The sequence below is a fragment of the Bradyrhizobium sp. WYCCWR15520 genome (assembly GCF_056174665.1).
Window position 1 is genome coordinate 70,535 of sequence record NZ_JBWBWM010000019.1, and the last position, 21,337, is coordinate 91,871.

18 protein-coding genes are annotated in these 21,337 nt (G+C 63.3%); 12 read left to right on the top strand and 6 right to left on the bottom strand.

Features of this window, described 5'->3' with window-relative positions:
• Window positions 1-191 precede the first annotated feature (191 nt).
• Both AC0QUY_RS22185 and AC0QUY_RS22190 read right to left on the bottom strand, forming a co-directional pair.
• Window positions 192-1,547 (bottom strand): M23 family metallopeptidase, encoded by a 1,356-nt coding sequence (locus tag AC0QUY_RS22185; protein ID WP_475388364.1) that lies wholly within the window; start codon window positions 1,545-1,547, stop codon window positions 192-194.
• 101 nt (window positions 1,548-1,648) lie between these two features.
• Window positions 1,649-2,425, bottom strand: coding sequence for a peroxiredoxin (locus AC0QUY_RS22190; protein ID WP_475388366.1), 777 nt, complete (start codon window positions 2,423-2,425; stop codon window positions 1,649-1,651).
• Window positions 2,426-2,641: 216 nt separating this feature from the next.
• Between AC0QUY_RS22190 and AC0QUY_RS22195 the strand changes: the two genes are divergently transcribed.
• Window positions 2,642-6,307 carry a YhdP family protein gene (locus AC0QUY_RS22195; protein WP_161854403.1) on the top strand — a complete coding sequence of 1,222 codons (3,666 nt, stop codon included), beginning with the start codon at window positions 2,642-2,644 and terminating at the stop codon, window positions 6,305-6,307.
• A gap of 106 nt (window positions 6,308-6,413) precedes the next feature.
• Here the strand turns inward: AC0QUY_RS22195 and bla are convergent, their stop codons facing one another.
• Window positions 6,414-7,310: a class A beta-lactamase gene (bla, locus tag AC0QUY_RS22200; RefSeq protein ID WP_475388474.1), complete on the bottom strand. Its 897-nt coding sequence runs from the start codon at window positions 7,308-7,310 to the stop codon at window positions 6,414-6,416.
• A gap of 101 nt (window positions 7,311-7,411) precedes the next feature.
• Between bla and AC0QUY_RS22205 the strand changes: the two genes are divergently transcribed.
• Window positions 7,412-8,338, top strand: coding sequence for a LysR family transcriptional regulator (locus AC0QUY_RS22205; RefSeq protein ID WP_475388368.1), 927 nt, complete (start codon window positions 7,412-7,414; stop codon window positions 8,336-8,338).
• Here the strand turns inward: AC0QUY_RS22205 and AC0QUY_RS22210 are convergent.
• Window positions 8,328-9,575: an MFS transporter gene (locus AC0QUY_RS22210; protein ID WP_475388369.1), complete on the bottom strand. Its 1,248-nt coding sequence runs from the start codon at window positions 9,573-9,575 to the stop codon at window positions 8,328-8,330. The genes AC0QUY_RS22205 and AC0QUY_RS22210 overlap by 11 nt on opposite strands.
• Window positions 9,576-9,645: 70 nt before the next feature.
• On the bottom strand, window positions 9,646-10,899 hold the full coding sequence (tyrS, locus tag AC0QUY_RS22215) for a tyrosine--tRNA ligase (RefSeq protein WP_475388371.1): 1,254 nt from the start codon (window positions 10,897-10,899) through the stop codon (window positions 9,646-9,648).
• Between the two features lie 178 nt (window positions 10,900-11,077).
• Here tyrS and AC0QUY_RS22220 point away from each other — a divergent pair, with 178 nt between their 5' ends.
• From AC0QUY_RS22220 to AC0QUY_RS22230, 3 genes are all read left to right on the top strand, one after another.
• Complete coding sequence (locus AC0QUY_RS22220) at window positions 11,078-12,178, top strand: anhydro-N-acetylmuramic acid kinase (protein ID WP_475388372.1); 1,101 nt, start codon at window positions 11,078-11,080, stop codon at window positions 12,176-12,178.
• Between the two features lie 118 nt (window positions 12,179-12,296).
• Window positions 12,297-12,977, top strand: coding sequence for a glutathione S-transferase family protein (locus tag AC0QUY_RS22225; RefSeq protein WP_475388374.1), 681 nt, complete (start codon window positions 12,297-12,299; stop codon window positions 12,975-12,977).
• Between the two features lie 4 nt (window positions 12,978-12,981).
• On the top strand, window positions 12,982-13,311 hold the full coding sequence (locus tag AC0QUY_RS22230; protein ID WP_161854410.1) for a DMT family transporter: 330 nt from the start codon (window positions 12,982-12,984) through the stop codon (window positions 13,309-13,311).
• Between the two features lie 455 nt (window positions 13,312-13,766).
• On the opposite strand, the gene AC0QUY_RS22235 is transcribed toward AC0QUY_RS22230, so the two are convergent.
• Window positions 13,767-14,414 carry an alpha/beta hydrolase gene (locus tag AC0QUY_RS22235; protein WP_025589847.1) on the bottom strand — a complete coding sequence of 216 codons (648 nt, stop codon included), beginning with the start codon at window positions 14,412-14,414 and terminating at the stop codon, window positions 13,767-13,769.
• A 264-nt stretch (window positions 14,415-14,678) separates the two neighbouring features.
• On the opposite strand from AC0QUY_RS22235, the gene AC0QUY_RS22240 reads away from it, so the two are divergent.
• The 7 genes from AC0QUY_RS22240 (at window position 14,679) to AC0QUY_RS22270 (ending at window position 21,330) form a co-directional block, all read left to right on the top strand.
• Entirely contained in the window at window positions 14,679-15,833 is a 1,155-nt protein-coding gene (locus tag AC0QUY_RS22240; protein WP_475388375.1) for a cysteine desulfurase family protein, read from the top strand.
• Between the two features lie 84 nt (window positions 15,834-15,917).
• Window positions 15,918-17,399 (top strand): Fe-S cluster assembly protein SufB, encoded by a 1,482-nt coding sequence (sufB, locus tag AC0QUY_RS22245; RefSeq protein WP_161854412.1) that lies wholly within the window; start codon window positions 15,918-15,920, stop codon window positions 17,397-17,399.
• Window positions 17,400-17,405: 6 nt separating this feature from the next.
• On the top strand, window positions 17,406-17,609 hold the full coding sequence (locus AC0QUY_RS22250) for a hypothetical protein (protein WP_161854413.1): 204 nt from the start codon (window positions 17,406-17,408) through the stop codon (window positions 17,607-17,609).
• Window positions 17,610-17,625: 16 nt separating this feature from the next.
• Window positions 17,626-18,381, top strand: coding sequence for a Fe-S cluster assembly ATPase SufC (gene sufC / locus AC0QUY_RS22255; RefSeq protein ID WP_161854414.1), 756 nt, complete (start codon window positions 17,626-17,628; stop codon window positions 18,379-18,381).
• Window positions 18,382-18,392: 11 nt separating this feature from the next.
• On the top strand, window positions 18,393-19,718 hold the full coding sequence (sufD, locus tag AC0QUY_RS22260; RefSeq protein WP_475388376.1) for a Fe-S cluster assembly protein SufD: 1,326 nt from the start codon (window positions 18,393-18,395) through the stop codon (window positions 19,716-19,718).
• Window positions 19,715-20,962, top strand: coding sequence for a cysteine desulfurase (locus AC0QUY_RS22265; RefSeq protein ID WP_161854416.1), 1,248 nt, complete (start codon window positions 19,715-19,717; stop codon window positions 20,960-20,962). Before sufD ends, AC0QUY_RS22265 begins: the two co-directional genes overlap by 4 nt.
• Window positions 20,959-21,330: an SUF system Fe-S cluster assembly protein gene (locus AC0QUY_RS22270; protein WP_161854417.1), complete on the top strand. Its 372-nt coding sequence runs from the start codon at window positions 20,959-20,961 to the stop codon at window positions 21,328-21,330. The genes AC0QUY_RS22265 and AC0QUY_RS22270 overlap by 4 nt, the downstream gene beginning before the upstream one ends.
• The last annotated feature ends 7 nt before the right edge of the window (window positions 21,331-21,337 follow it).

Below are 21,337 nucleotides of genomic sequence, written 5' to 3' on the forward strand. Positions count from 1 at the left end.
ATTTGGTCAGGTTAGCTCAGTCTCTGCCACAAGGACGACTGAACTCCATGTGAGCCGACATGAGGCTCGAAAAAAATTCGCTGACGCCTGCGCGGCGGTTCCGCTTAGTGACCGCAGAAAAATGGAGAGAATGGAAGGAAGTATTCCGCGGAAGATCAACAAGCCTGCGCGCCAGTTCTGACGGCGCATTTCTATCCCGCGCTCAGTCGCACGCCGGCGCGCAAAAACTTCTGCGGATCGACTGCATCGCCGTCGATCCGCGTTTCATAGTGCAGATGCGGGCCCGTGGAGCGGCCGGTCGAGCCGACAGCGCCGATCACCTGGCCGATCTTGACGACCTCGCCGACCCTGACGTGAATCTCCGACAGATGGCCGTAGCGGGTCGACAGGCCGTTGCCGTGGTCGACCTCCACCATGCGGCCGTAACCGCCCATCCATCCCGACGATACGACCTTGCCGTTCGCGGTGACGCGTACAGGGTCGCCAGTGGCGGCGCGGAAATCGAGTCCGGTATGCATGGCAGGGCGGCCAAGGAAGGGATCGCTGCGCACGCCGAAGCCCGAGGTGAATTCGACCTCGCCGACAACAGGCTTGCGGTAGGGCACCAATGCCAGCGTCGCGTTAAGGCGCTGCATCTGGGCGCGGGTGAGGTTGATGCGGTAGAGCTGGCGCTCGAACGCACCGGCATCGGCCGACAGCTTCACCGGCACGAACGGGCCGCCGATCGCCGAGCGCGGCGTTGCCGCCTCGAGTTGCGCCATGTCGAGGCCGAGATCGGTGAACACGCCGCGCATGCGGCGGACGCGCGATTCCATGCTGTCCTCGACCGCGCTCAGCGCCGCCATCTGGCGCCGCTCGACGGAATCGAGCGAGCTCTGCAGGCGGACTAGCACATTGTCGACGCCCTGAACCTTGGCGAACTGGTTTGTCTGCGGCTTGGCGACGATCGGCGTGCGCGATTCCAGTCGCGCTTCGCGATCCGGCGGTGCGACGAAGATCACGGTATCACTGATCGGGGAGGGTTTCAGGGTGCCGGAAGCGGGCGTCTCCACGGCCGCGCCGCGGGCCGGCGGCCTGATCGAACCGGTAGCTGCGGCATCCGGCATCGCGCCGAGCGCGGTAGCTCGCGCTTCGAGCGCGGTCTGGCGGCGCATGATCTGGTCGAGCTTCTGGTCGAACTGTTCCTGATCGAGCAACTGGCGACTGGTGGTGCGGTCGACCTTGGCGCGCAGCTCCGCGATGCGGTCTTCATAGGCGTATTGCATCTCGGCCTGACGGGCGATCAACCGGGTCAGGACGTCGTCGCGAAACGCGAAATAGGTGGCCGTCGCCGCCGACCACATGCCGAGCAGGACGATCGTGCCGACCACAATCCAGAACACCACCGGTCCGAAGCGGACCTGCTTGCCGGCATGGACGATGGCATAGCCATTGCCATCGAGCGCTGCGGCCGCCCTTGCTGCCTGGGGCGCGGGCCGGCGCGGCGGCGTCCGGCCATGATCATGGGGATGGTGGTGATCGGAATAATGACCGGAACGGTACGACATCGGCACTCCCGCGCCGGTCGGAGAAAAGTTCCGTACGGCTCAATTTGCGGGGCCGATTTGACCCGTTCATGGTTAATTTTTGGAAAATGGGAACTGGCCAATCAGATGGCTCGGGCGGCGGCCAACACCTCGTCGGCATGGCCGTCGACGCGGACATTGCGCCAGATTTTTGCGATCCGCCCATTGGCATCGATCAGAACCGTGGTGCGAATGATTCCCATGAAGGTCCTGCCATACATCGATTTTTCGCCCCAGGCCCCATAGGCCTCCAGCATCTGATGTTGCTCGTCCGAGATCAGAGGAACCGAAAGCTGGTGCTTGTCGCGGAAGGACTCCTGGGCCTTCACGGTGTCGGCCGAGACGCCGAGCACCTCCGCGCCCGCATCGGCAAACGCGCTACTGAGTCGCGTGAAGTCGATTGCCTCCCGGGTGCAGCCGGGGGTGTCGGCTCGGGGGTAGAAAAACAGCACCAGTTTCTTGCCCGCATAGTCGGCCAGCGACGCGTTGGTGCCGCCGTCTCGCGGCAGGCTGAAGGCGGGCGCCGGCGCGCCCTCGGCCAGCCCGGTTCCGGCAGCCGGTTGGGGCGCAGCCGATTGATTGGATTTTAACGATTTCGATGGGGGCTTGTGCGACGCTTTGGCCGATACGGTCTTGCTGGTTGCAGTCTTGGCCGTCTTGCCGGTTTTGCCCGCGGGCGTCGTGGCTGCGGTTTTGGCCGCCTTCTTGGCGGCCGTAGTGGCGGTCTTGGCGGCAGGCTTCTTGGCTGGAGGAGCCGGTGCGGTGCGGCGGGCGGTCTTGGCGGCGGCCGGTTTTGCGGCTGGCGGCTTGCGGGTCTTGGGGGATGGCTTGGAGGATTTCATGCGCGTTTTCTTGGACATACGCCTTCCTTTCGTCGCTTTCCGCAGATCAACCATTAGGGTATTGCGGGTCTCGCCTTTGACCGTCGGATTCGCTCCGGCTGCTGGGCAACTTTGATGACCCCGGAGTATGGTTACAAGGAATTCGACGCTACACCCGTCCGCTCGTCGATGGGGCCGCCTAATCAGTCCTTGGGCCCGACCACGAGTAACAGTATTAATCGAGGAATGGCAGCGATGCCGGCACAGGAGCGCTCGATACAGATCGAAGAGCGCGTCCTTGGCGGCGATCAACCTCAGCGCCGGCACCGAGAGGCAATGGCTAGGAATACTTCGCCAAAGGGGTCGAATCCGCGTGCCGAGACCCAGCAATGGGATGACGCGGCGGGCTGGGAACAGGACGAGGCCGCCGGCTACCGCGCGCGGCGCCTGTTGTCGCGTTCCGATTCCGGATTTCACCGTGCGGGCGACAGGTTCTCAGCGCTGCGGAGGTGGATGAGCGGCGAACGCTGGGTCAAGCGGCTGGCGATCGTGATCGCCGTGCTGGCGGTGATTTTCATCGGCTGCTTCGGCGGGCTGTGGTGGCGGCTCGGCGCCGGGCCCATCAATCTCGATATCGCGACGCCGTGGCTCGCGGCCGCGATCGAGGAAAATATCGGCCACGGCAATACGGTTGCGGTTGGCGGTACGCAGATCGAGCGGGCCGGACGGATTCGTATAGCGGTGCGCATTCGCGACATCGTGGTCCGCGACCGCGACCAGGTCGTTGTCGCCACCGCGCCGAAGGCCGAGGTGAAACTGTCGGGAACGGCGCTCTTGCTGGGGCGACTGCGCGCCGAAAGCCTTAATCTGGTCGACGCCGAACTCGCGGTACGCATCACGCCGGACGGCCAGGTGACGGTATCCGCCGGCGACACCGCCAAGCCGCTGGCGACGGGCGTTGCCTCCAAGCGCGATGCAGGCATGGCGCCGACATTCCCCCGCCAAGCACCTGCGCCTGTCCAGGGTGCGCCGGCGACGGCTCCCGATCCGACGCAGAACGGATTGCTGGCCGGCCTCGACTGGCTCGACAGCCTCAGCCTGACCGGGCTCGACGGGCAGAACCTGAACGAGATCGGCCTGAAGAACGGCAATCTCGTCGTCGACGACCAGCAGCGCGGCAACAAATGGACGTTCGACAATATCAGTCTCAGCATGCGCCGCCCGAGCAGTGGCGGGGTTGCGGTGAGCCTTGGCGAGGAGGGCGCGCGTCCGTGGTCGCTGAAGGTGGTGGTCGGGCCGCCGCAGAACGGCGTGCGCTCGGTCGATCTTCGCGCCGACAAAGTGCCGGCCGCCAACATCCTGCTGGCAATGCGGGTCAAGGATCTCACCTATGGCGCGGACCTGCCGCTTTCCGGCGAACTGAAAGGCGAATTGGGCCGCGATGGCATCCCGACCTATTTCCGCGGCAAGGTCACCGCGGGCGCCGGGCATCTCATCGATACCGACACGCCGGACTATCCGATGCCGATCGATTCGGCGGAGATGAGCGTGGAGTGGGATGCCGGACGCCGCGTGCTGGTCGCGCCCTTCAAGGTCGTTTCCGGCGCGAACCGGATTACGCTGCTCGGCCATCTTGAGCCGCCGAACGGCGCCACCACCGAATGGCAGGCCGGCCTTAGCGGCGGCACGATCCTGCTGGCCGGCACCGACAATGAACCGCCGTTGATCTTCAACCGCATCTCGATCGGGATGAAGTTCGACACTGACCGGAAACGTGTGCTGCTCACCCAGGCCGATATCAGCAACGGCGAGATTGGCATCGCCGGCACCGGCAGTATCGACTATGCGAACGAGGCTCGCCTGCAGCTTGGTTTTGCGGGTACGCCGATGTCGGCATCCGCGCTGAAGCGGATGTGGCCGATCCTGATCGTGCCCGAAGTGCGCGAATGGGTGATCGAGCGCATCGAGCGCGGCACACTCCAGCGCATCGAAGTCGGCGTCAACTCGCCGGTCCGCAACCTGTCGCGCAAGGGACCGCCGATTCCGGACGATGGCTTGGCCGTCAACATCGTCGCTTCGGGAGTGACGGCGCGTCCGGTCGACGACATGCCGGCGGTCCGCGATGCGGACTTGAAAGCGCGGGTTACCGGGCGCACCGCGACGGTGACGATCGGGCAGGGAATCGCCGACACGCCCGCGGGACGCAAGATCAACATTTCGGATTTCATCTTCGAGGTACCGGATATGGCGCCGAAGCCGTCACCCTCGCGCGTGAAATTCAGGGTGGATTGCCCGGTGCCGGCCGCGGCCGAGATTCTGGCTTCCGACCGCATCAGCGATCTCTCCGGCACGCTGATCGATCCGAACGCCAGCAAGGGAAACGTTGCCGCCACCATCACGCTCGGCATGCCGGTCAAGGGCTCGATGACCAAGGCCGATACCACCTATACCGTGATTGGCGACCTCAGCGGGTTTGCTGCCGACAAGCTCGTCATGAACCAGAAGCTCGAGGCCAACGCGCTGAAGGTGCTGGCCAACAATGCGGGCTACCAGGTCAAGGGCGACGTCAAGATCAACGGGCAGGCGGCTTCGCTGGACTATCGCAAGCCGAGCGAGGGCGACGCCGATATCAGGCTGCAGGCGACGCTGGACGATGCCAGCCGCGCGCGGCTCGGGATCGATCTCGGACCTGCGGTGAGCGGCTCGATCCCGATCAAGGTGGTCGGCAAGATCGGCGAGAATGACAGCCGTGTCGGCATCGAGGCCGATCTGACCTCGCTGCGGCTCGACAACATCCTGCCGGGCTGGGTCAAGGTGCCCGGCAAGTCGGGCAAGGCGACGTTCAACGTCGTGAAGAAGGAACAGTCGACGCTGTTCCAGGATATCGTGGTCGAAGGCGGCGGCGTCTCGATCAAGGGATCGCTCGAAGTCGACCAGAATGGCGACTTGATGAGCGCGAACTTCCCGACCTACGCGCCGTCGGACGGCGACAAGACCTCGTTGAAGGCCGAGCGCGGCGCCGATGGCGTCGTGAAGGTCATGATGCGCGGCGATGTATTTGACGGCCGCGGCTTCCTCAAATCGGCAATCTCGGGCAAGGAAGCCGACAAGAGCAAGTCCAGGAACATCGACCTCGATATCGACGTCAAGCTTGGTGCGGTCGCGGGCTTCAACGGCGAGGCGTTGCGCAGCGTCGACAGCAAGTTCTCCCGCCGCAACGGCGTCGTGAGAGCCTTTACGCTCGCCGGCAAGGTCGGGCGCGACACGGCCGTGACGGCAGACCTGCGCGGCCGCGGAGCCGGGCAGGGCCGCGACATCATCGTGCTGCAGACCAACGATGCGGGTGCGTTCTTCCGCTTCACCGACACTTACTCGAAAATGGTCGGCGGCCAACTTTCGCTGGCGATGGAGCCGCCGACCGTCGAACCCAGCGCGAAGGATGGCCTGATCAACGTTCGCGACTTCTCCGTCAAGGGCGAGGCCGCGCTCGAGCGCGCCGCTGCCGGCGCACCGGCCGGCGCCCAGAGCGGCATATCCTTTTCGGCATTGCGGGCGGAATTCACCCGGCAAAGCGGACAGCTCGCGATCCGCGACGGTGTCGTCAAGGGTCCGACCATTGGCGCGACCATCGAAGGCAGCATCGATTATGTCGGCAATGCCGTGCGCATGAGCGGCACCTTCGTTCCGATGTACGGATTGAACAACATGTTCGGCCAGATTCCGGTGCTGGGCCTGTTCCTCGGCGGTGGCAGCAATGAGGGCCTGATCGGCGTCACCTATGAAGTGGTCGGCACGCCGGGCCAGCCGGTGCTGCGCGTCAATCCGATTTCGGCGGTGATGCCAGGCGTGCTGCGCAAGATCTTCGAGTTCAATACCGGCAAGCAGAACAACAACCCGATCGAACTCCCGCCGAATAATTAGTCAGGCACCGCCGCGGGCGGTGCATGATCGAAGCTTCGCGATGGGAAGCTGCGTCCGGCAGAAATCACCGCTCTGATCCGCGGCAGTTGCTATGTGCATTCGGCACCTAGCCGGACGCTATGACAGAGACCGCCCGCGCGACCGAAGCCCAAATGGCGTTTTGCTGCGCGGCAGGAACGGTGGCGCCAGTCAGATAGCCGGTGATTACGATGGGCGCCTTGCCAGGAGGCCAGATCACGGCGACGTCGTTGTTCGTGCCGCGCGCACCCGTGCCGGTCTTGTCGCCGACGCGCCAGTCTTTCGGAAGGCCTGCACGCAGCCTCGTATCACCGGTCTTGTTGGCGACGAGCCATGCCGTCAGTTGCTCGCGCGATGGCGCCGACAGCGCAGTAGTTCCAACGACGAGAGCCTGCAAATTGGAAGCCATGGCGTTCGGGGTCGTGGTGTCGCGGGGATCGTCGGGCAAAGCCTCGTTGAGCGAGGGCTCATCCCGGTCCAACCGCGTGATCTGGTCGCCGAGACTCCGTGCGAACGCCGTCAGCCCCGGAGGTCCGCCGAGAGCAGAGAGCAGCAGATTGCCGGCCGTGTTGTCGCTCAGCGTCACCGCCGCCTCGCAAATTTCAGCGAGCGTCATACCGTCGCCGCCGACGTGCTTTTCAGTGACAGGCGAGTAGGTGACGAGTGCGGACGCGTCGTACGTTATGCGCCGCGTCAACTGTTCCTTGCCGGCATCGACCCGCGCCAGGATCGCGGCGGCCGCCAGCGCCTTGAAGGTGCTGCACATCGGGAAGCGCTCGTCGCCCCGGTGGACGTGACGAGTGCCCGTTGCGGTGTCCAGTACACAAACACCGAGCCGGCCGCCGCTTTCGCTCTCCAGCCGCTTGATCTCGTCGATCAGTCGTTGATTTGGGGTCGACGCACGTACCGCTTTCAGCCGGCCGCTCAAGGCAATCGCTACCAGCACTGCGCCGCATCCAAGCTGGAACTGTCTTCTCGTGATCATCATGAATCTCTCCTTGCTGCGGCCGGGAAAGTGCCGACAGGCCGCAATCTTGACAAACGATCAGTTCTGCGGGCAGGCATAAGAAAAACTAGGGACAAGCAATGCGGCGCCGCACGAAGCTTTCGCACCTTCCGCTCAACGCGCTGCGGGCCTTCGAAGCGACAGCGCGCCACCTCAGTTTCACCCGCGCCGGCCTGGAACTTCGGGTCACGCAGGCGGCCGTCAGCCAGCATGTGAAGGTGCTGGAGGATCGGCTTGGCGTGCAGTTGTTTCGCAGGCTACCCCGTGGCGTCGCGCTCACCGATGAGGGGCAGTTGCTGTTGCCGAGCATTGTCGAGGCCTTCGGCCGGCTCACTGAAACGCTCAATCGTTTTGAAGACGGCCACTACCAGGACGTCATCGCTGTCGGCGTGGTCGGTACCTTCGCTTCGGGATGGCTGCTGCCGCGGCTCGACGCCTTCAGGAAGGCCCATCCGCGGATCGATCTGCGCCTGTTCACCAACAACAACCGTATCGACATCGCGGGCGAAGGCCTCGATTACGCGATCAGGTTTGGCGATGGCCTTTGGCACGGTACCGATGCGACCCGCTTGATGGGAGCGCCATTTACCCCACTCTGCGCGCCGTCGCTGGCTCGCAGGCTGAGCCGTCCGGCCGACCTCAAGCGCGAGGTGCTGCTGCGCTCCTACCGGCAGGAGGAATGGCCGCGATGGTTTGCCGCGGCGGGACTGCAAAGTCCGGTCCTCAAGGGAATGGTATTCGATTCATCCATCACGATCGCCAGTGCAGCCGCGCGGGGCTTCGGTGTTGCGTTGCTGCCGGCGGCGTTGTTTCAGGATGAGATCGGTCGACGGCGGCTGGTCCGGCCTTTCCAGATTGAAGTGGCACTCGGCGACTACTGGATTACGTCGCTGCGCTCCCGGCAACCGACACAAGCGATGCTCTCATTCAAGAACTGGCTGCTTGAAACGATCGCAGCAAAAAAGAGTAGCCCCCGGCAAGCGGGCCGAGACTTGACTACCGCCTGAGCGCCGGGACGACCAGGAACGGAATCATCCCCAGCACCACCGCGACCAGCGCGAACGCGATCACGGGGTTGTAGCTGTGGGTCCAGTCGTGGATCAGGCCGCCGGCCCAGGCGCCCAACCCCGAGCCAAGGCCGCTGCCGATCGAAATAGTGCCGTAGATGGTGCCGACGCGCTCGCCGCGAAAGATCTTCATCGCGGTTGCCGTGATCAGCGGCCCACGCGAGCCGATCATGCTGCCGAAGGTCACGACGAAGGCGCCGAGCAGCCAGAAGTTCGGATAGTACTGCAACAGCCAGAGCAGGATGATGCCGACGATCGAGATGGCGTAGCTGAGCAGCACCGACGGGCGTCGCCCGATGATGCTGTCGAGCTGGGTCACGCCGAGCATGCCGAACAGCAGCACGATGCCGGAAAAGCCCCAGGCGGTCGCCGCCTGCAGTGGCGGGAAGCCGGCGTCGATCAGATAGGCAACGATCTGTGCGGCAAGCGCATACATCCCCACCGCCGTGAAGAAGAAGGTTGCAAACAGCGCCCAGAATGCGTGGTGGCGCATGGCGCTGGCGAGCGTCCAGCCTCCGTCGACGAAACCGGGTTCGGCTTTTCTGGCGATGTGTGGCGAGCCGGTGGAGAACAGCCCCCACGGCAGCAGCAGCAACGGCACCAGCAGGCCAAGCGCAGCGATGCCGAAGATCTGGTAGGCGCCGCGCCAGCCGACATGGTCGATCAGCAGCTGCGAGGCGGGTAACAACACCAGCACACCCGCGCCGGCCCCGGAATAGACCACTGCCATCGCCGTCGGCAGCCGCGGGCCGAACCAGCGGCCGAGCAGGATCGAATTCGGCACGTTGCCGATGAAGGCGATGCCGATCCCGGCGCACAGCCCGGTGCTCAATTGCAATTGCCACAGTGCCTGCGCGCGGGATGCCCCCAGAAACGCGCCGCCGAGCAGTAGCAGTCCGAGCGAATAGACAGTGCGCGGGCCGTAGCGATCGAACAGCCGGCCGACCACCGGGGCCATCAGCCCGCCGGCCAGCCAGGTCAGCGAATAGACCGACACCACTTCCGCGCGGTCCCAGCCGAAATTCTCCGCGATCGGTTTCAGGAAAACCGTAAAGCTCTCGCCGAGGCCACGGCCGAGCAGCGCCAGCATAAAGCATAGCGCCAGCACGTTGAGCGCAACCCGGTCCGGCTTGAGCAGCCTGGCCGAGGTGTCTTCATCTGGCGTCTTGCTATCCATGGCATGCAGGGAGCGCGTTTCCGCAGGTCCCCGCAAGCGTCAAAAAGCGAATGCGCCCATGCAGGCCGGATCAGGCCGGCTTGAGCAGGACGTGCTTTTTCTTCCCCATGGAAAGTTTGATGACGCCTTCCGGCGTCAGGTTGGACGGCGTCAGCACCATCTTCTCGTCTGTCACGGCGGCGTCATTGACGCGCAAGCCGCCGCCCTTGATCTGGCGCCGCGCCTCGCCGTTCGAGGTGACGAGACCGGCCTTCACGAATAGCCCCACGACACCAGCGCCGGCCTCGAGTTCGCCGCGCGAAACTTCCACGGTGGGCAGGTTCTCCGCGATCGCGCCTTGCTCGAACGTCTGCCGGGCGGTCTCGGCGGCGGTGTCGGCGGCATCGCGGCCATGCAGCAGCGCGGTTGCCTCCGTCGCCAGCACCTTCTTGGCTTCGTTGATCTCGCCGCCCTGCAGCGCCGCAAGCTTTTGGATCTCGCTCATCGGCAGGGTCGTGAACAGTTTTAGAAACTTGACGACGTCGGCGTCTTCGGCGTTGCGCCAGTATTGCCAGAAGTCGTAAGGCGAGAACTGGTCGGCATTGAGCCACACCGCGCCCTGCGCGGTCTTGCCCATCTTGGCGCCGGAGGCGGTCGTCAGCAGCGGCGTGGTCAGCGCGAACAATTGCTCCGTGCCCATGCGGCGGCCGAGGTCGACACCATTGACGATGTTGCCCCATTGGTCGGAGCCGCCCATTTGCAGCCGGCAGCCGGTGCGCCGCGCCAGCTCGACGAAGTCGTAGGCCTGGCAGACCATGTAGTTGAACTCGATGAAGCTCATCTCCTGCTCGCGCTCGAGGCGGAGGCGGACCGAGTCCATCGTCAGCATGCGATTGACGGAGAAATGCCGGCCGATATCGCGCAGCATCTCGATCCAGTTCAGCTTGGTCAGCCACTCAGCGTTATCCAGCATGATCGCATCGGAGGCCCCGGAGCCGTAGCGCAACACCTTGGCGAACACGCCGCGGATCGAGGCCTTGTTGGCCTCGATTTCCTCGATCGAGCGGATGGCGCGCGATTCATCCTTGCCGGAGGGGTCGCCGACCATGGTGGTGCCGCCGCCCATCAGGGTGATCGGCTTGTTGCCGCTCTGCTGCAGCCAGTGCAGCATCATCATGGTGAGGTAATTGCCGATATGGAGCGAGGGCGCCGTGCAGTCGTAGCCGACATAGGCGATTGCCTGGCCCTTCGCCGCCAGCGCGTCGAGACCCTCGAAATCGGAGCACTGGTGGATGAAGCCGCGCTCCTGTAAAATGTTCAGGAAATCTGATTTAAATGCGGTCATTGGCGGGCTGCTTTGATCATTCTATTTTCACTGTAATTGTAACTGTTTTGCGGAACCATCGCGGAACAGGCTGCCGCAGGGCCGGGCGCTGTGGCATTATAAGATGTGCGTGTTTGGCACAAGCTGGTCGTCGTCGGCGGGACGTATCGAGCAGGGCGTTTCAAAGGCACAATCTGCTATGATGTTGACGGCATTAGGTTTGATGAGCGGCACCTCGCTCGACGGGGTCGATGTCGCTTTGATCGAAACCGACGGCCGCCGGGTGAATGCGCTCGGACCGTCCGGATACCGGCCCTATACGGATGCGGAGCGCAGCCTGCTGCGCCAGGCGCTGTACGAGGCTGCCGACCTGCCGGATCGTACGGCGCGGCCCGGGTGCCTGCGTGAGGCCGAACGGGTCGTTACGGCGGCCCATGCCGAGGCGGTGGCCGCTTTCACCGCCCAACACCGGATGCGCTTCGACGACATCGACATTGTCGGCTTCCATGGCCAGACCGTGCTGCACCGGCCCGAGAAGAAGCTGACGGTCCAGATCGGCGACGCGCTGATGCTGGCCAAGGCTATCCACATTCCGGTCATGTACGACTTCCGCGCTGCCGACGTCGAAGCCGGTGGCCAAGGCGCGCCCTTTGTGCCGGTCTATCACCGCGCGCTGGCCCAATCGCTGGAGCGGGAGGGGCCGACCGTCGTGGTCAATATCGGCGGCGTCGCCAACATCACCTATATCGACGGCGACACGCTGATCGCCTGCGATACCGGCCCGGGCAACGCGCTGCTCGACGACCACATGCTCCGCCGCATGAACCAGCGCTTCGATACCGAGGGCCGCATCGCGGCGTTGGGCAAGGTCGATGCGGCCTGGATCAATCGCGCGCTGCAGATGCCGTTCTTTTCGCTGCCTCCGCCGAAATCGCTCGATCGCAATGATTTTGCGGGGCTGAAGCTCGGCGACATGCCGCCCGAGGATGGAGCGGCGACGCTGACCGCGTTTACGGTGGCTGCGATCGCCCGGGTGGTGCCGCTGCTGCCGAAGGAGCCCAATAGCTGGATCGTGGCGGGCGGTGGCGCCCGCAACATGACCATGCTGCGGATGTTGCGCGAATGCCTGGCGCCGGCACAGGTCCAGGCGGCGGATACACTTGGCTGGGCCTCCGACGCCATCGAGGCGCAGGCGTTTGGATTTCTGGCGGCGCGGGGCCTGAAAGGCCTGCCGCTCAGCTACCCCGCCACCACGGGGGTGCCGATCCCGATGACCGGCGGCATCATCGCGCGACCGTGAGCCGGTTCAAGATCTGTTGATGCAACTGCATCGACCTTGACGACTGCATGCATGTGCATCTAATTTGGATGCAGATGCATGGAGCGAGGGCGGCCAGCCTTCGCCTTGGGAGGTCGTCATGGCGCAAAAACTCACTTTGATCAGCCACAAGCTTTGCCCTTACGTGCAGCGCGCGGTGATCGCGCTGAACGAAAAGGGCGTTCCGTTCGAGCGGGTCGACATCGATCTCGCCAACAAGCCGGACTGGTTCCTGAAGATTTCGCCGCTCGGCAAGGTGCCGGTGCTCGTGGTGACCGGCGACGACGGCAACCAGGTTGCGCTGTTCGAGAGCAACGTAATTTGCGAGTACATCGAAGATACGCAAGGCGGCGAAAAACTGCATCCGCAGGATCCGCTCCAACGCGCGCAGCATCGTGCGTGGATGGAGTTCGGCTCCACCATTCTGAGCGAGCTCTGGGGCCTGGAGACGACGGGTGATCCCGCGGTGTTTGAAACCAAGCGGAAGGCGGTCGCCGCCAAATTCGCGCAGGTCGAGAAGACGCTCGGCGCGGGGCCGTATTTCGCCGGTGCGGATTTCAGCCTGGTGGATGCAGTGTTCGCGCCTATCTTCCGCTATTTCGACGTGTTCGACGAGCTCACTGATCTCGCGATCTTCGCCGAGACTCCGAAAGTACGGGCATGGCGTGTCGAACTCGCAAAGCGTGCAAGCGTGCGCGGCGCGGTGTCACCGGAATACGCAAAACTGTTGCGCGCGTTCCTCGACCGTCACAATGCGCACATGCTGAAGCTCGCGGCGTAAAACCATGTCGCCGTCGGTTGCGTGGATCGCGCTGGTCACCGCCGGCCTGCTCGATGTCGGCTGGGCGATCGCGATGAAATATGCCGACGGCTATACGCGCCTCGGCTGGAGCCTCGTGTCGCTGGTGCTGCTGGCGGCGTTCGTATTCCTGCTGGGACGGGCGCTGCAGGTGCTGGAGGTCGGCATCGCCTACACGGTGTGGACCGGCATCGGCGCCGCCGGCACGCTGATCATGGGCGTGCTGCTGTTCGGCGAAGCCATGAGCGCGATGAAGCTCGCCGGCATCGCGCTGGTGCTGGCCGGGATCGCGGCGCTGAAGTTTGCGCCGTCGTGAAGTGATGAATGCCTGGGAGTTAGGGGCTAGCGCTGCTTAGCGTAGCAGTATCCAACATCCGAATTGAAGCAGAGTTCTATCTTCCCCAACCACGTCCGCTCGATCGTGGGGCCCCAAGTCAAGGGCTCTGTTTTGTCGCCCTGGTTCCTCCGATACGTTGGAGCTGTGACGAACTTCTCTAAATAGATGTCGGTCCATCCAAATTTCGACTGAGTGGTCTTCCACGTTGACGTTTGTTCCTCGACCTTGTTGCCATTCACAAGGACGGTGTGCGTGTAAGTATGATCAGCCCTCAAGGACAAGGTCGCGGTATCCCCGCGGTAATTGACGGCATAGCTGCCGACCAGGTCAGAGTCTGGAACGGCTTCCGAGCAACCCGTCAGGAGGGCGGGCAAAAGCAGAAGAGTAAGCCTCGTTAGGGGCGACCGCACGAATTCACCCCATCCGACGGATTCTTACCGCACGTTCGCCAGCCGCATGTCGAGATAGCCGGTCACCGTCTCCATCAGCGGCTCGAGCTTGCCGTCGAAGAAGTGGTTGGCGCCCGGGATGATCTGCTGATCGATCACGATGCCCTTCTGGGTCTTCAGCTTCTCGACCAGCGTATTGACGTCCTTCGGCGGCACCACCGCGTCCTTCTCGCCATGCACGATCAGGCCCGAGGACGGGCAGGGCGCGAGGAAGGAGAAGTCATAGAGATTGGCGGGCGGCGCGATCGAAATGAATCCTTCGACCTCGGGGCGGCGCATCAATAGCTGCATGCCGATCCATGCGCCGAACGAAAAGCCCGCGACCCAGCACGCGCGCGCTTCGGGATTGATGGTCTGCGCCCAGTCGAGCGCGGAGGCGGCGTCCGAGAGCTCGCCGGTGCCATGATCGAACGAGCCCTGGCTGCGGCCGACGCCGCGGAAATTGAAACGCAAAACCGAGAAGCCGCGATGCGCGAACGCGTAGTAGCACTGGTAGACGATCTGGTGATTCATCGTGCCGTGGAACTGCGGATGCGGATGCAGGATCATCGCGATCGGCGCGTTCTTCTGCTTGGCCGGATGATAACGGCCTTCGAGGCGGCCCGCGGGGCCGGTGAAAATTACTTCAGGCATTGATGATTCCTGGGCAACGGATGTGATCCGGCGGAGAGAATGGGGTCAGGCGTCGCTGGGCGATGCGCGAACGACGCTCCCGTGAACTGATGGCGGCCTTCTAACATGAGGCGAGGGGCAAAAAGCAAGCATCTTGAACGTCTAGAAGGCGGTTCAAGGTGCTAGTTTGCGATTGCCTGCAGACGAGGCGATCGCCAATTGCAATAAGGCTTCTGGCGCTCGCGCGCGAAAGACACTTATCAGTATAGGTAATATAGTACAGCAATGCCTGATCGGGTCTATCTCGACTGGAATGCAACCACGCCGCTTCGCCCGGAGGTGCGGCAGGCAATGGCGGCTGCCTGGGACATGGCCGGCAATCCTTCCTCAGTTCATGCCGAAGGCCGGCAGGCACGTCGGCTGGTCGAAGAAGCGCGTGCCGCCGTGGCTGCGGCCGTTTCGGCCCGGCTGCAGGACGTGGTGTTTTGCTCCGGCGGCACTGAAGCCAATGCAATGGCGCTCACGCCGGGATTGCGCCCCGGCACGGGCTGGCCAGTCCAGCGGCTGGTGGTCTCAGCCATCGAGCATCCATCGGTACTGTCAGGGGGACGGTTTCCGGCGGACGCGATCGCGTCCATCAACGTCTCCGGCGCCGGCGTGGTGGACCTCGATCATCTGCGTGCCTTGCTGGCGGAAGGGCCGCCGGCACTGGTGTCGGTAATGCTGGCCAATAACGAGACCGGCGCCATTCAACCAATCGCCGAAGCCGCTGACATTGTGCATGAGGCCGGCGGCTTGCTGCATGTCGACGCGATCCAGGCAGTGGGAAAAATATCGATCGATATCAAGGCCATGCGGGCCGATCTGGTCACGCTGTCTGCACACAAGATTGGTGGCCCCAAGGGCGTTGGCGCGCTGGTTCTGGCCGAGGGTGTGCAGGGGATCGAGCCGCTTTTGCGCGGCGGCGGGCAGGAACTTGGACGCCGGGCGGGTACCGAGAATGTGGCCGGCATCGCGGCCTTTGGCGCTGCAGCCACAGCCGCGACGGCGCAACTGCCGACAAATGCCGACCGGCTTCTGGCCTTGCGTCAGCGCTTTGAGAAAGGGCTCAAGCAAACCGCTGATGTAATTGTGTTTTCCGAAGATGCGCCACGGTTGCCGAATACCACCCTGTTCACGGTTCCCGGGCTGAAGGCGGAAACGGCCGTGATTGGCTTCGACCTTGCCGGTATTGCGGTATCCTCGGGCTCTGCCTGTTCCTCCGGCAAGGTGCAACCGTCGCATGTCCTGGCCGCTATGGGATTTGGCAAGGATCTGGCACAGGGAGCGGTGCGGCTTAGTCTGGGCTGGTCTACCTCGGAAACAGACGTTGATTTGGCCCTGGAGGCTTGGCGAAAGCTTGCTGATGTCTTACTTAGAGGACGACGAAACACGGCTTGAACCGTTCTAAGCGCGTTTCGCCGGACAAGCTTCGTCACAGATTTTGTTCCACCGCGGTCCTTGAAACCGCGAGCGGAGGATGGAATGCCAGCCGTACAAGAGACGGTCGAGCGCGTCAGGCGCATCGACGTCGACCAATATCGATATGGGTTTGAGACGCTTATCGAATCCGACAAGGCTCCCAAGGGACTGTCGGAAGACACTGTCCGTTTCATCTCCGCGAAAAAGAACGAGCCGGCCTGGATGCTGGAATGGCGCCTGGAGGCCTATCGCCGCTGGCTGACCATGACCGAGCCGACCTGGGCGCGCGTCAACTACCCCAAGATCGACTACCAGGATCTCTATTACTACTCCGCGCCGAAGCCGAAGAAGCAGATCGGCTCGCTGGACGAAATCGATCCGGAAATCCTCAAGACCTACGAGAAGCTCGGCATCCCCCTGCGTGAAGTCGAGGTGCTGGAAGGCGTCGTGAAGCCGGAAGGCGAGCGCAAGATCGCGGTCGACGCCGTGTTCGACTCGGTTTCCGTGGCGACCACGTTCCAGAAAGAGCTGAAGGCGGCCGGCGTGATCTTCATGCCGATCTCGGAGGCCATCCGCGAGCATCCCGAACTGGTGAAGCAGTATCTCGGATCGGTCGTGCCGACCTCGGACAATTATTTTGCGACGCTGAACTCGGCGGTGTTTTCGGACGGCTCGTTCGTCTACGTGCCGCCGGGCGTGCGCTGCCCGATGGAGCTGTCGACCTATTTCCGCATCAACGAGCGCAACACCGGCCAGTTCGAGCGCACGCTGATCATCGCCGACAAGGGCTCTTACGTCAGCTACCTCGAAGGCTGTACCGCACCGCAGCGCGACGAGAATCAGTTGCATGCCGCCGTCGTTGAACTCGTGGCTCTCGATGACGCCGAGATCAAATATTCGACGGTGCAGAACTGGTACCCCGGCAATTCCGAGGGTGTGGGCGGCATCTACAATTTCGTCACCAAGCGTGGCGACTGCCGCGGCAACCATTCGAAGATCTCCTGGACCCAGGTCGAGACCGGGTCGGCGATCACCTGGAAATATCCGAGCTGCATCCTGCGCGGCGACAATTCGCGCGGCGAATTTTACTCGATCGCGATCTCGAACGGTCACCAGCAGGTCGACAGCGGCACCAAGATGATCCACCTCGGCAAGAACACGACCAGCCGGATCATCTCCAAGGGCATCGCCGCGGGCGTCTCGCAGAACACCTATCGCGGCCTCGTCACCGCCCATCGGAAGGCCACCGGCGCGCGCAACTATACGGCGTGCGATTCGCTCCTGATCGGCGACAAATGCGGTGCGCACACCGTCCCTTACGTCGAGGCGAAGAACTCGTCGGCGACCTTCGAGCACGAAGCGACGACGTCGAAGATCTCCGAGGACGTGCTGTTCTACTGCGTCCAGCGCGGCCTTTCGCAGGAAGAAGCGGTCGGCCTCGTGGTCAACGGCTTCGTGAAGGATGTGCTGCAGCAACTGCCGATGGAGTTCGCGGTTGAGGCGCAGAAGCTGATCTCGATCTCGCTGGAGGGCAGTGTCGGATAAGCCCAGATGATCAGCAACATCTTCGCATTTGTTCGTTTTGCGCCGTTTGCGATCTTTTTGTTTGTTGCGATCGCTGGAGCCTTTGCGGCTCTGATTGGCAGCTTGGCGGGATGGGTTGATGTAGCCGAATTGGGCAAATTGGCTGCCGGTTGTGGGGCCCTGGGCTTCTTCGTCTGGGCTTTTATTCCGGCTTTTATTCGGGCGTTATAGGCCACAAGGAAACAAGATGACTGCGTTGCTTGAAGTGAAAGACCTGAAGGTTCGTGTCGAGGATAACGAAATTCTCCACGGACTGACGCTCGCCGTGAATCCGGGCGAGGTGCACGCGATCATGGGGCCGAACGGCTCGGGCAAATCGACGCTGTCGCATGTGATCGCCGGCAAGCCGGGCTACGAAGTCACCGACGGCCAGATCCTGTTCAGGGGCGAGGACCTCCTTGAGATGTCGCCGGATGAGCGCGCCGCCAAGGGCGTGTTCCTGGCGTTCCAGTATCCGGTCGAAATCCCCGGCGTCACCACCTGGAATTTCCTGCACACTGCATTGAACGCCCAGCGCAAAGCTCGCGGCGAGAGCCAGCTTTCGTCTCCGGAATTCCTCAAGAAGGTCCGCGCGGTCGCGAAGTCGCTCAACATCCCGCAGGACATGCTCAAGCGCGGCGTCAATGTCGGGTTCTCCGGCGGCGAGAAGAAACGCAACGAGATTTTGCAGATGGCGCTGTTCGAGCCGGCTGTCTGCATTCTCGATGAAATGGATTCCGGCCTCGACATCGATGCGCTCAGGATCGCAGCCGACGGCGTCAACGCGCTGCGTTCGCCGGACCGTGCCATGGTGGTCATCACCCACTACCAGCGGCTGCTGAACTACATCGTGCCTGATTTCGTGCACGTGATGTCGAAGGGCCGGGTCGTCAAAAGCGGCGGCAAGGATCTGGCGCTGGAGCTCGAGGCTTCGGGCTACGCGCAGTTCGAAGACGCAGCCTGACAGGTATCGTGATGAATTTGGCTTTGGCAAAGAACGAGACCGGACGCGCGCTGAGCGACAGCTTCGCCATCGCGCGCGACCGGCTGCCGGGCACCGGCAGGATCGCCGAGGCGCGAAGCGCCGCCTTCGAGGCCTATGATCGTGTGGGCCTGCCGCACCGGCGGATAGAGGACTGGAAATACACCGACCTGCGCGCGCTCATGCGCGAAGTGCTGCCGCTTGCTCCTGCGCCGGATGCTGCAGCGCTGAAGCGGGCTGCAACGGCCGTAAAAGTGCAGGCGATCAAGGGCGCGCGCCGGCTGGTGCTGGTGGATGGCGTTTTCGCGCCAAAGCTTTCCGAACTGGATGGGCTGGAGAGGGGCCTTGCCGTCCGCACCCTGCGAGACGTGCTGGAAGCCGGCGACGCCGTACTGCAAGCAGAGCTCCTCACGCCCGACAACACCAATCCGATGGTCGCGCTCAACAGCGCGATGATGACCGATGGCGTGGTGATCGAGATTGCCAACGGCCTGGTGCTGAAGCAACCGCTGCAAATCATTCATGTCGCCAGCGGCGCCGCACCCGCGGCGATGTTCACCCGCTCGCTGCTGCGTCTTGGCAAGGATGCCGGCGTGACGCTGGTCGAAAGCTACATTGCGGCCGATGGCGCGAAAGCCTATCAGGTTCACGACTCGCTGATCGTTACGATCGGCGATAATTCGCGGCTCGATCAGGTTCGCTTGGTCGAGGACGGCCGCGAGGCCTTCAACATTTCCTCCGCCGTCGTCACGCTGGGGGCGCATGCCCACTTCAACACCTTTGGCATGACCTCGGGCGCTGCCGTCAGCCGCTATCAGGCGACGATTGCGTTCGCGGGAGAGCATTCCCGGGTCGAGACCAACGGCGTCAATCTGCTCAATGGCCGCCAGCATGCCGACACTACACTGTTCATGGATCACGCGGTGCCGCATTGCGCTAGCCGTGAGGTGTTCCGCGCCGTCGCCGACGACCGCGCCCATTCGGTGTTCCAGGGCCGTATCATCGTGCGTCCCGATGCGCAGAAGACCGACGCCAAGATGATGACGCGGGCGCTGCTGCTGTCCGACGAGGCCGAGGCCGACAACAAGCCGGAGCTCGAAATCTTCGCCGACGACGTCACCTGCGGCCATGGCGCTACCACCGGCGCGCTCGACGAGAGCCTGCTGTTCTACATGCGCGCCCGCGGCCTGTCCGAAAAGGAAGCTCAGGCGCTGCTGATCCAGGCGTTTGCGGGCGAAGCGATTGAATCGATCGTCAATGACGGTCTGCGTGAGCTTGCGATCGCTGCCGCGCATCGTTGGCTGGAGGCACGGGGATGACGCAGCATCCGGCGGTCAAGAATGGCGCCTATGATGTAGCCCGCGTGCGGGAAGATTTCCCCGCGCTGGCGATGAAGGTCTATGGCAAGCCGCTGGTCTATCTCGACAACGCTGCTTCCGCGCAGAAGCCGACCGCCGTGCTCGACCGCATGACGGAAGCCTATAAGACCGAGTACGCCAATGTGCATCGCGGCCTGCATTACCTCGCCAATGCTGCGACCGAGGCTTACGAGGGCGCCCGCGCCAAGGTGGCGAAATTCATCAATGCGGCGCGCAGCGAAGAAATTATCTTCACCCGCAATGTCACCGAGGCCATCAATCTCGTGGCATCGTCCTGGGGCGAGCCCAACATCAAGCCGGGCGACGAGATCGTGCTCTCGATCATGGAGCACCACTCCAACATCGTGCCCTGGCACTTCCTGCGGGAGCGCCATGGCGCGGTGATCAAATGGGCGCCGGTCGACGACGAAGGCAATTTCCTGATCGAGGAATTTGAGAAGCTGCTGACGCCGCGCACCAAGCTCGTCGCGATCACCCAAATGTCGAACGCGCTTGGCACCTTCGTTCCGATCAAGGAAGTCGTGAAACTCGCTCATGACCGCGGCATTCCGGTGCTGGTCGACGGCGCGCAAGGCGCGGTCCACCTGCCGATTGACGTACAGGACCTCGGTTGCGATTTCTATGCCTTCACCGGCCACAAGATCTATGGCCCGACCGGGATTGGCGCGCTCTATGCCAAGCATGAGCACCTGGTGGCGATGCGGCCCTACAACGGCGGCGGCGAGATGATCCGCGAGGTGGCAAAGGATTGGGTCACCTATGGCGACCCGCCGCACAAGTTCGAGGCCGGAACGCCGCCGATCGTCGAGGCGATCGGGCTGGGCGCTGCGATCGATTACGTCAACTCGATCGGCAAGGAGCGCATCGCCGCGCATGAGGAGGGCCTGCTTGCCTATGCTCAGGAGCGACTGCGCGAGATCAACTCACTGCGACTGATCGGCACCGCCCGTAACAAGGGTCCCGTGATTTCCTTCGAGATGAAGGGCGCGCATGCCCATGACGTCGCGACCGTGATCGACCGGCAGGGCATTGCGGTGCGCGCCGGCACCCATTGCGTGATGCCGCTTTTAGAGCGGTTCAACGTCACAGCCACCTGCCGGGCGTCGTTTGGAATGTATAATACCCGGGAAGAAGTCGACCATCTGGCACAGGCGCTGATGAAGGCGCGGGAATTGTTCTCATGAGTGATACGGCCGAAGTCAAAACCGCCAACATGGAAACCCAGTCGGCGCTGCCGCCGGAGGAAACCGAGCGGCTAGGGACCGAAATTGTCGCCGCGCTGAAGACGGTATTCGATCCTGAAATCCCGGCCGACATCTACGAACTCGGCCTGATCTACAAGGTCGACCTCAAGGACGATCGCGCCGTCGACGTGACGATGACGCTGACCACGCCGAACTGCCCCGCGGCCGGCGAGCTGCCGACCATGGTGGAGAACGCCATCGCCAGCGTGCCCGGCGTCGGCGTCGTGAATGTCAATCTGGTGTGGGATCCGGCCTGGACGCCGGATCGCATGTCCGACGAGGCGCGCCTCGTCCTCAACATGTGGTGAAGGGATC

Bases quoted from the DNA above. Each gene is read 5' to 3' on its own strand.
- AC0QUY_RS22185 (WP_475388364.1), bottom strand. From the start codon at position 1,547: ATGTCGTACCGTTCCGGTCATTATTCCGATCACCACCATCCCCATGAT.
- AC0QUY_RS22190 (WP_475388366.1), bottom strand. From the start codon at position 2,425: ATGTCCAAGAAAACGCGCATGAAATCCTCCAAGCCATCCCCCAAGACC.
- AC0QUY_RS22195 (WP_161854403.1), top strand. From the start codon at position 2,642: ATGCCGGCACAGGAGCGCTCGATACAGATCGAAGAGCGCGTCCTTGGC.
- bla (WP_475388474.1), bottom strand. From the start codon at position 7,310: ATGATCACGAGAAGACAGTTCCAGCTTGGATGCGGCGCAGTGCTGGTA.
- AC0QUY_RS22205 (WP_475388368.1), top strand. From the start codon at position 7,412: ATGCGGCGCCGCACGAAGCTTTCGCACCTTCCGCTCAACGCGCTGCGG.
- AC0QUY_RS22210 (WP_475388369.1), bottom strand. From the start codon at position 9,575: ATGGATAGCAAGACGCCAGATGAAGACACCTCGGCCAGGCTGCTCAAG.
- tyrS (WP_475388371.1), bottom strand. From the start codon at position 10,899: ATGACCGCATTTAAATCAGATTTCCTGAACATTTTACAGGAGCGCGGC.
- AC0QUY_RS22220 (WP_475388372.1), top strand. From the start codon at position 11,078: ATGATGTTGACGGCATTAGGTTTGATGAGCGGCACCTCGCTCGACGGG.
- AC0QUY_RS22225 (WP_475388374.1), top strand. From the start codon at position 12,297: ATGGCGCAAAAACTCACTTTGATCAGCCACAAGCTTTGCCCTTACGTG.
- AC0QUY_RS22230 (WP_161854410.1), top strand. From the start codon at position 12,982: ATGTCGCCGTCGGTTGCGTGGATCGCGCTGGTCACCGCCGGCCTGCTC.
- AC0QUY_RS22235 (WP_025589847.1), bottom strand. From the start codon at position 14,414: ATGCCTGAAGTAATTTTCACCGGCCCCGCGGGCCGCCTCGAAGGCCGT.
- AC0QUY_RS22240 (WP_475388375.1), top strand. From the start codon at position 14,679: ATGCCTGATCGGGTCTATCTCGACTGGAATGCAACCACGCCGCTTCGC.
- sufB (WP_161854412.1), top strand. From the start codon at position 15,918: ATGCCAGCCGTACAAGAGACGGTCGAGCGCGTCAGGCGCATCGACGTC.
- AC0QUY_RS22250 (WP_161854413.1), top strand. From the start codon at position 17,406: ATGATCAGCAACATCTTCGCATTTGTTCGTTTTGCGCCGTTTGCGATC.
- sufC (WP_161854414.1), top strand. From the start codon at position 17,626: ATGACTGCGTTGCTTGAAGTGAAAGACCTGAAGGTTCGTGTCGAGGAT.
- sufD (WP_475388376.1), top strand. From the start codon at position 18,393: ATGAATTTGGCTTTGGCAAAGAACGAGACCGGACGCGCGCTGAGCGAC.
- AC0QUY_RS22265 (WP_161854416.1), top strand. From the start codon at position 19,715: ATGACGCAGCATCCGGCGGTCAAGAATGGCGCCTATGATGTAGCCCGC.
- AC0QUY_RS22270 (WP_161854417.1), top strand. From the start codon at position 20,959: ATGAGTGATACGGCCGAAGTCAAAACCGCCAACATGGAAACCCAGTCG.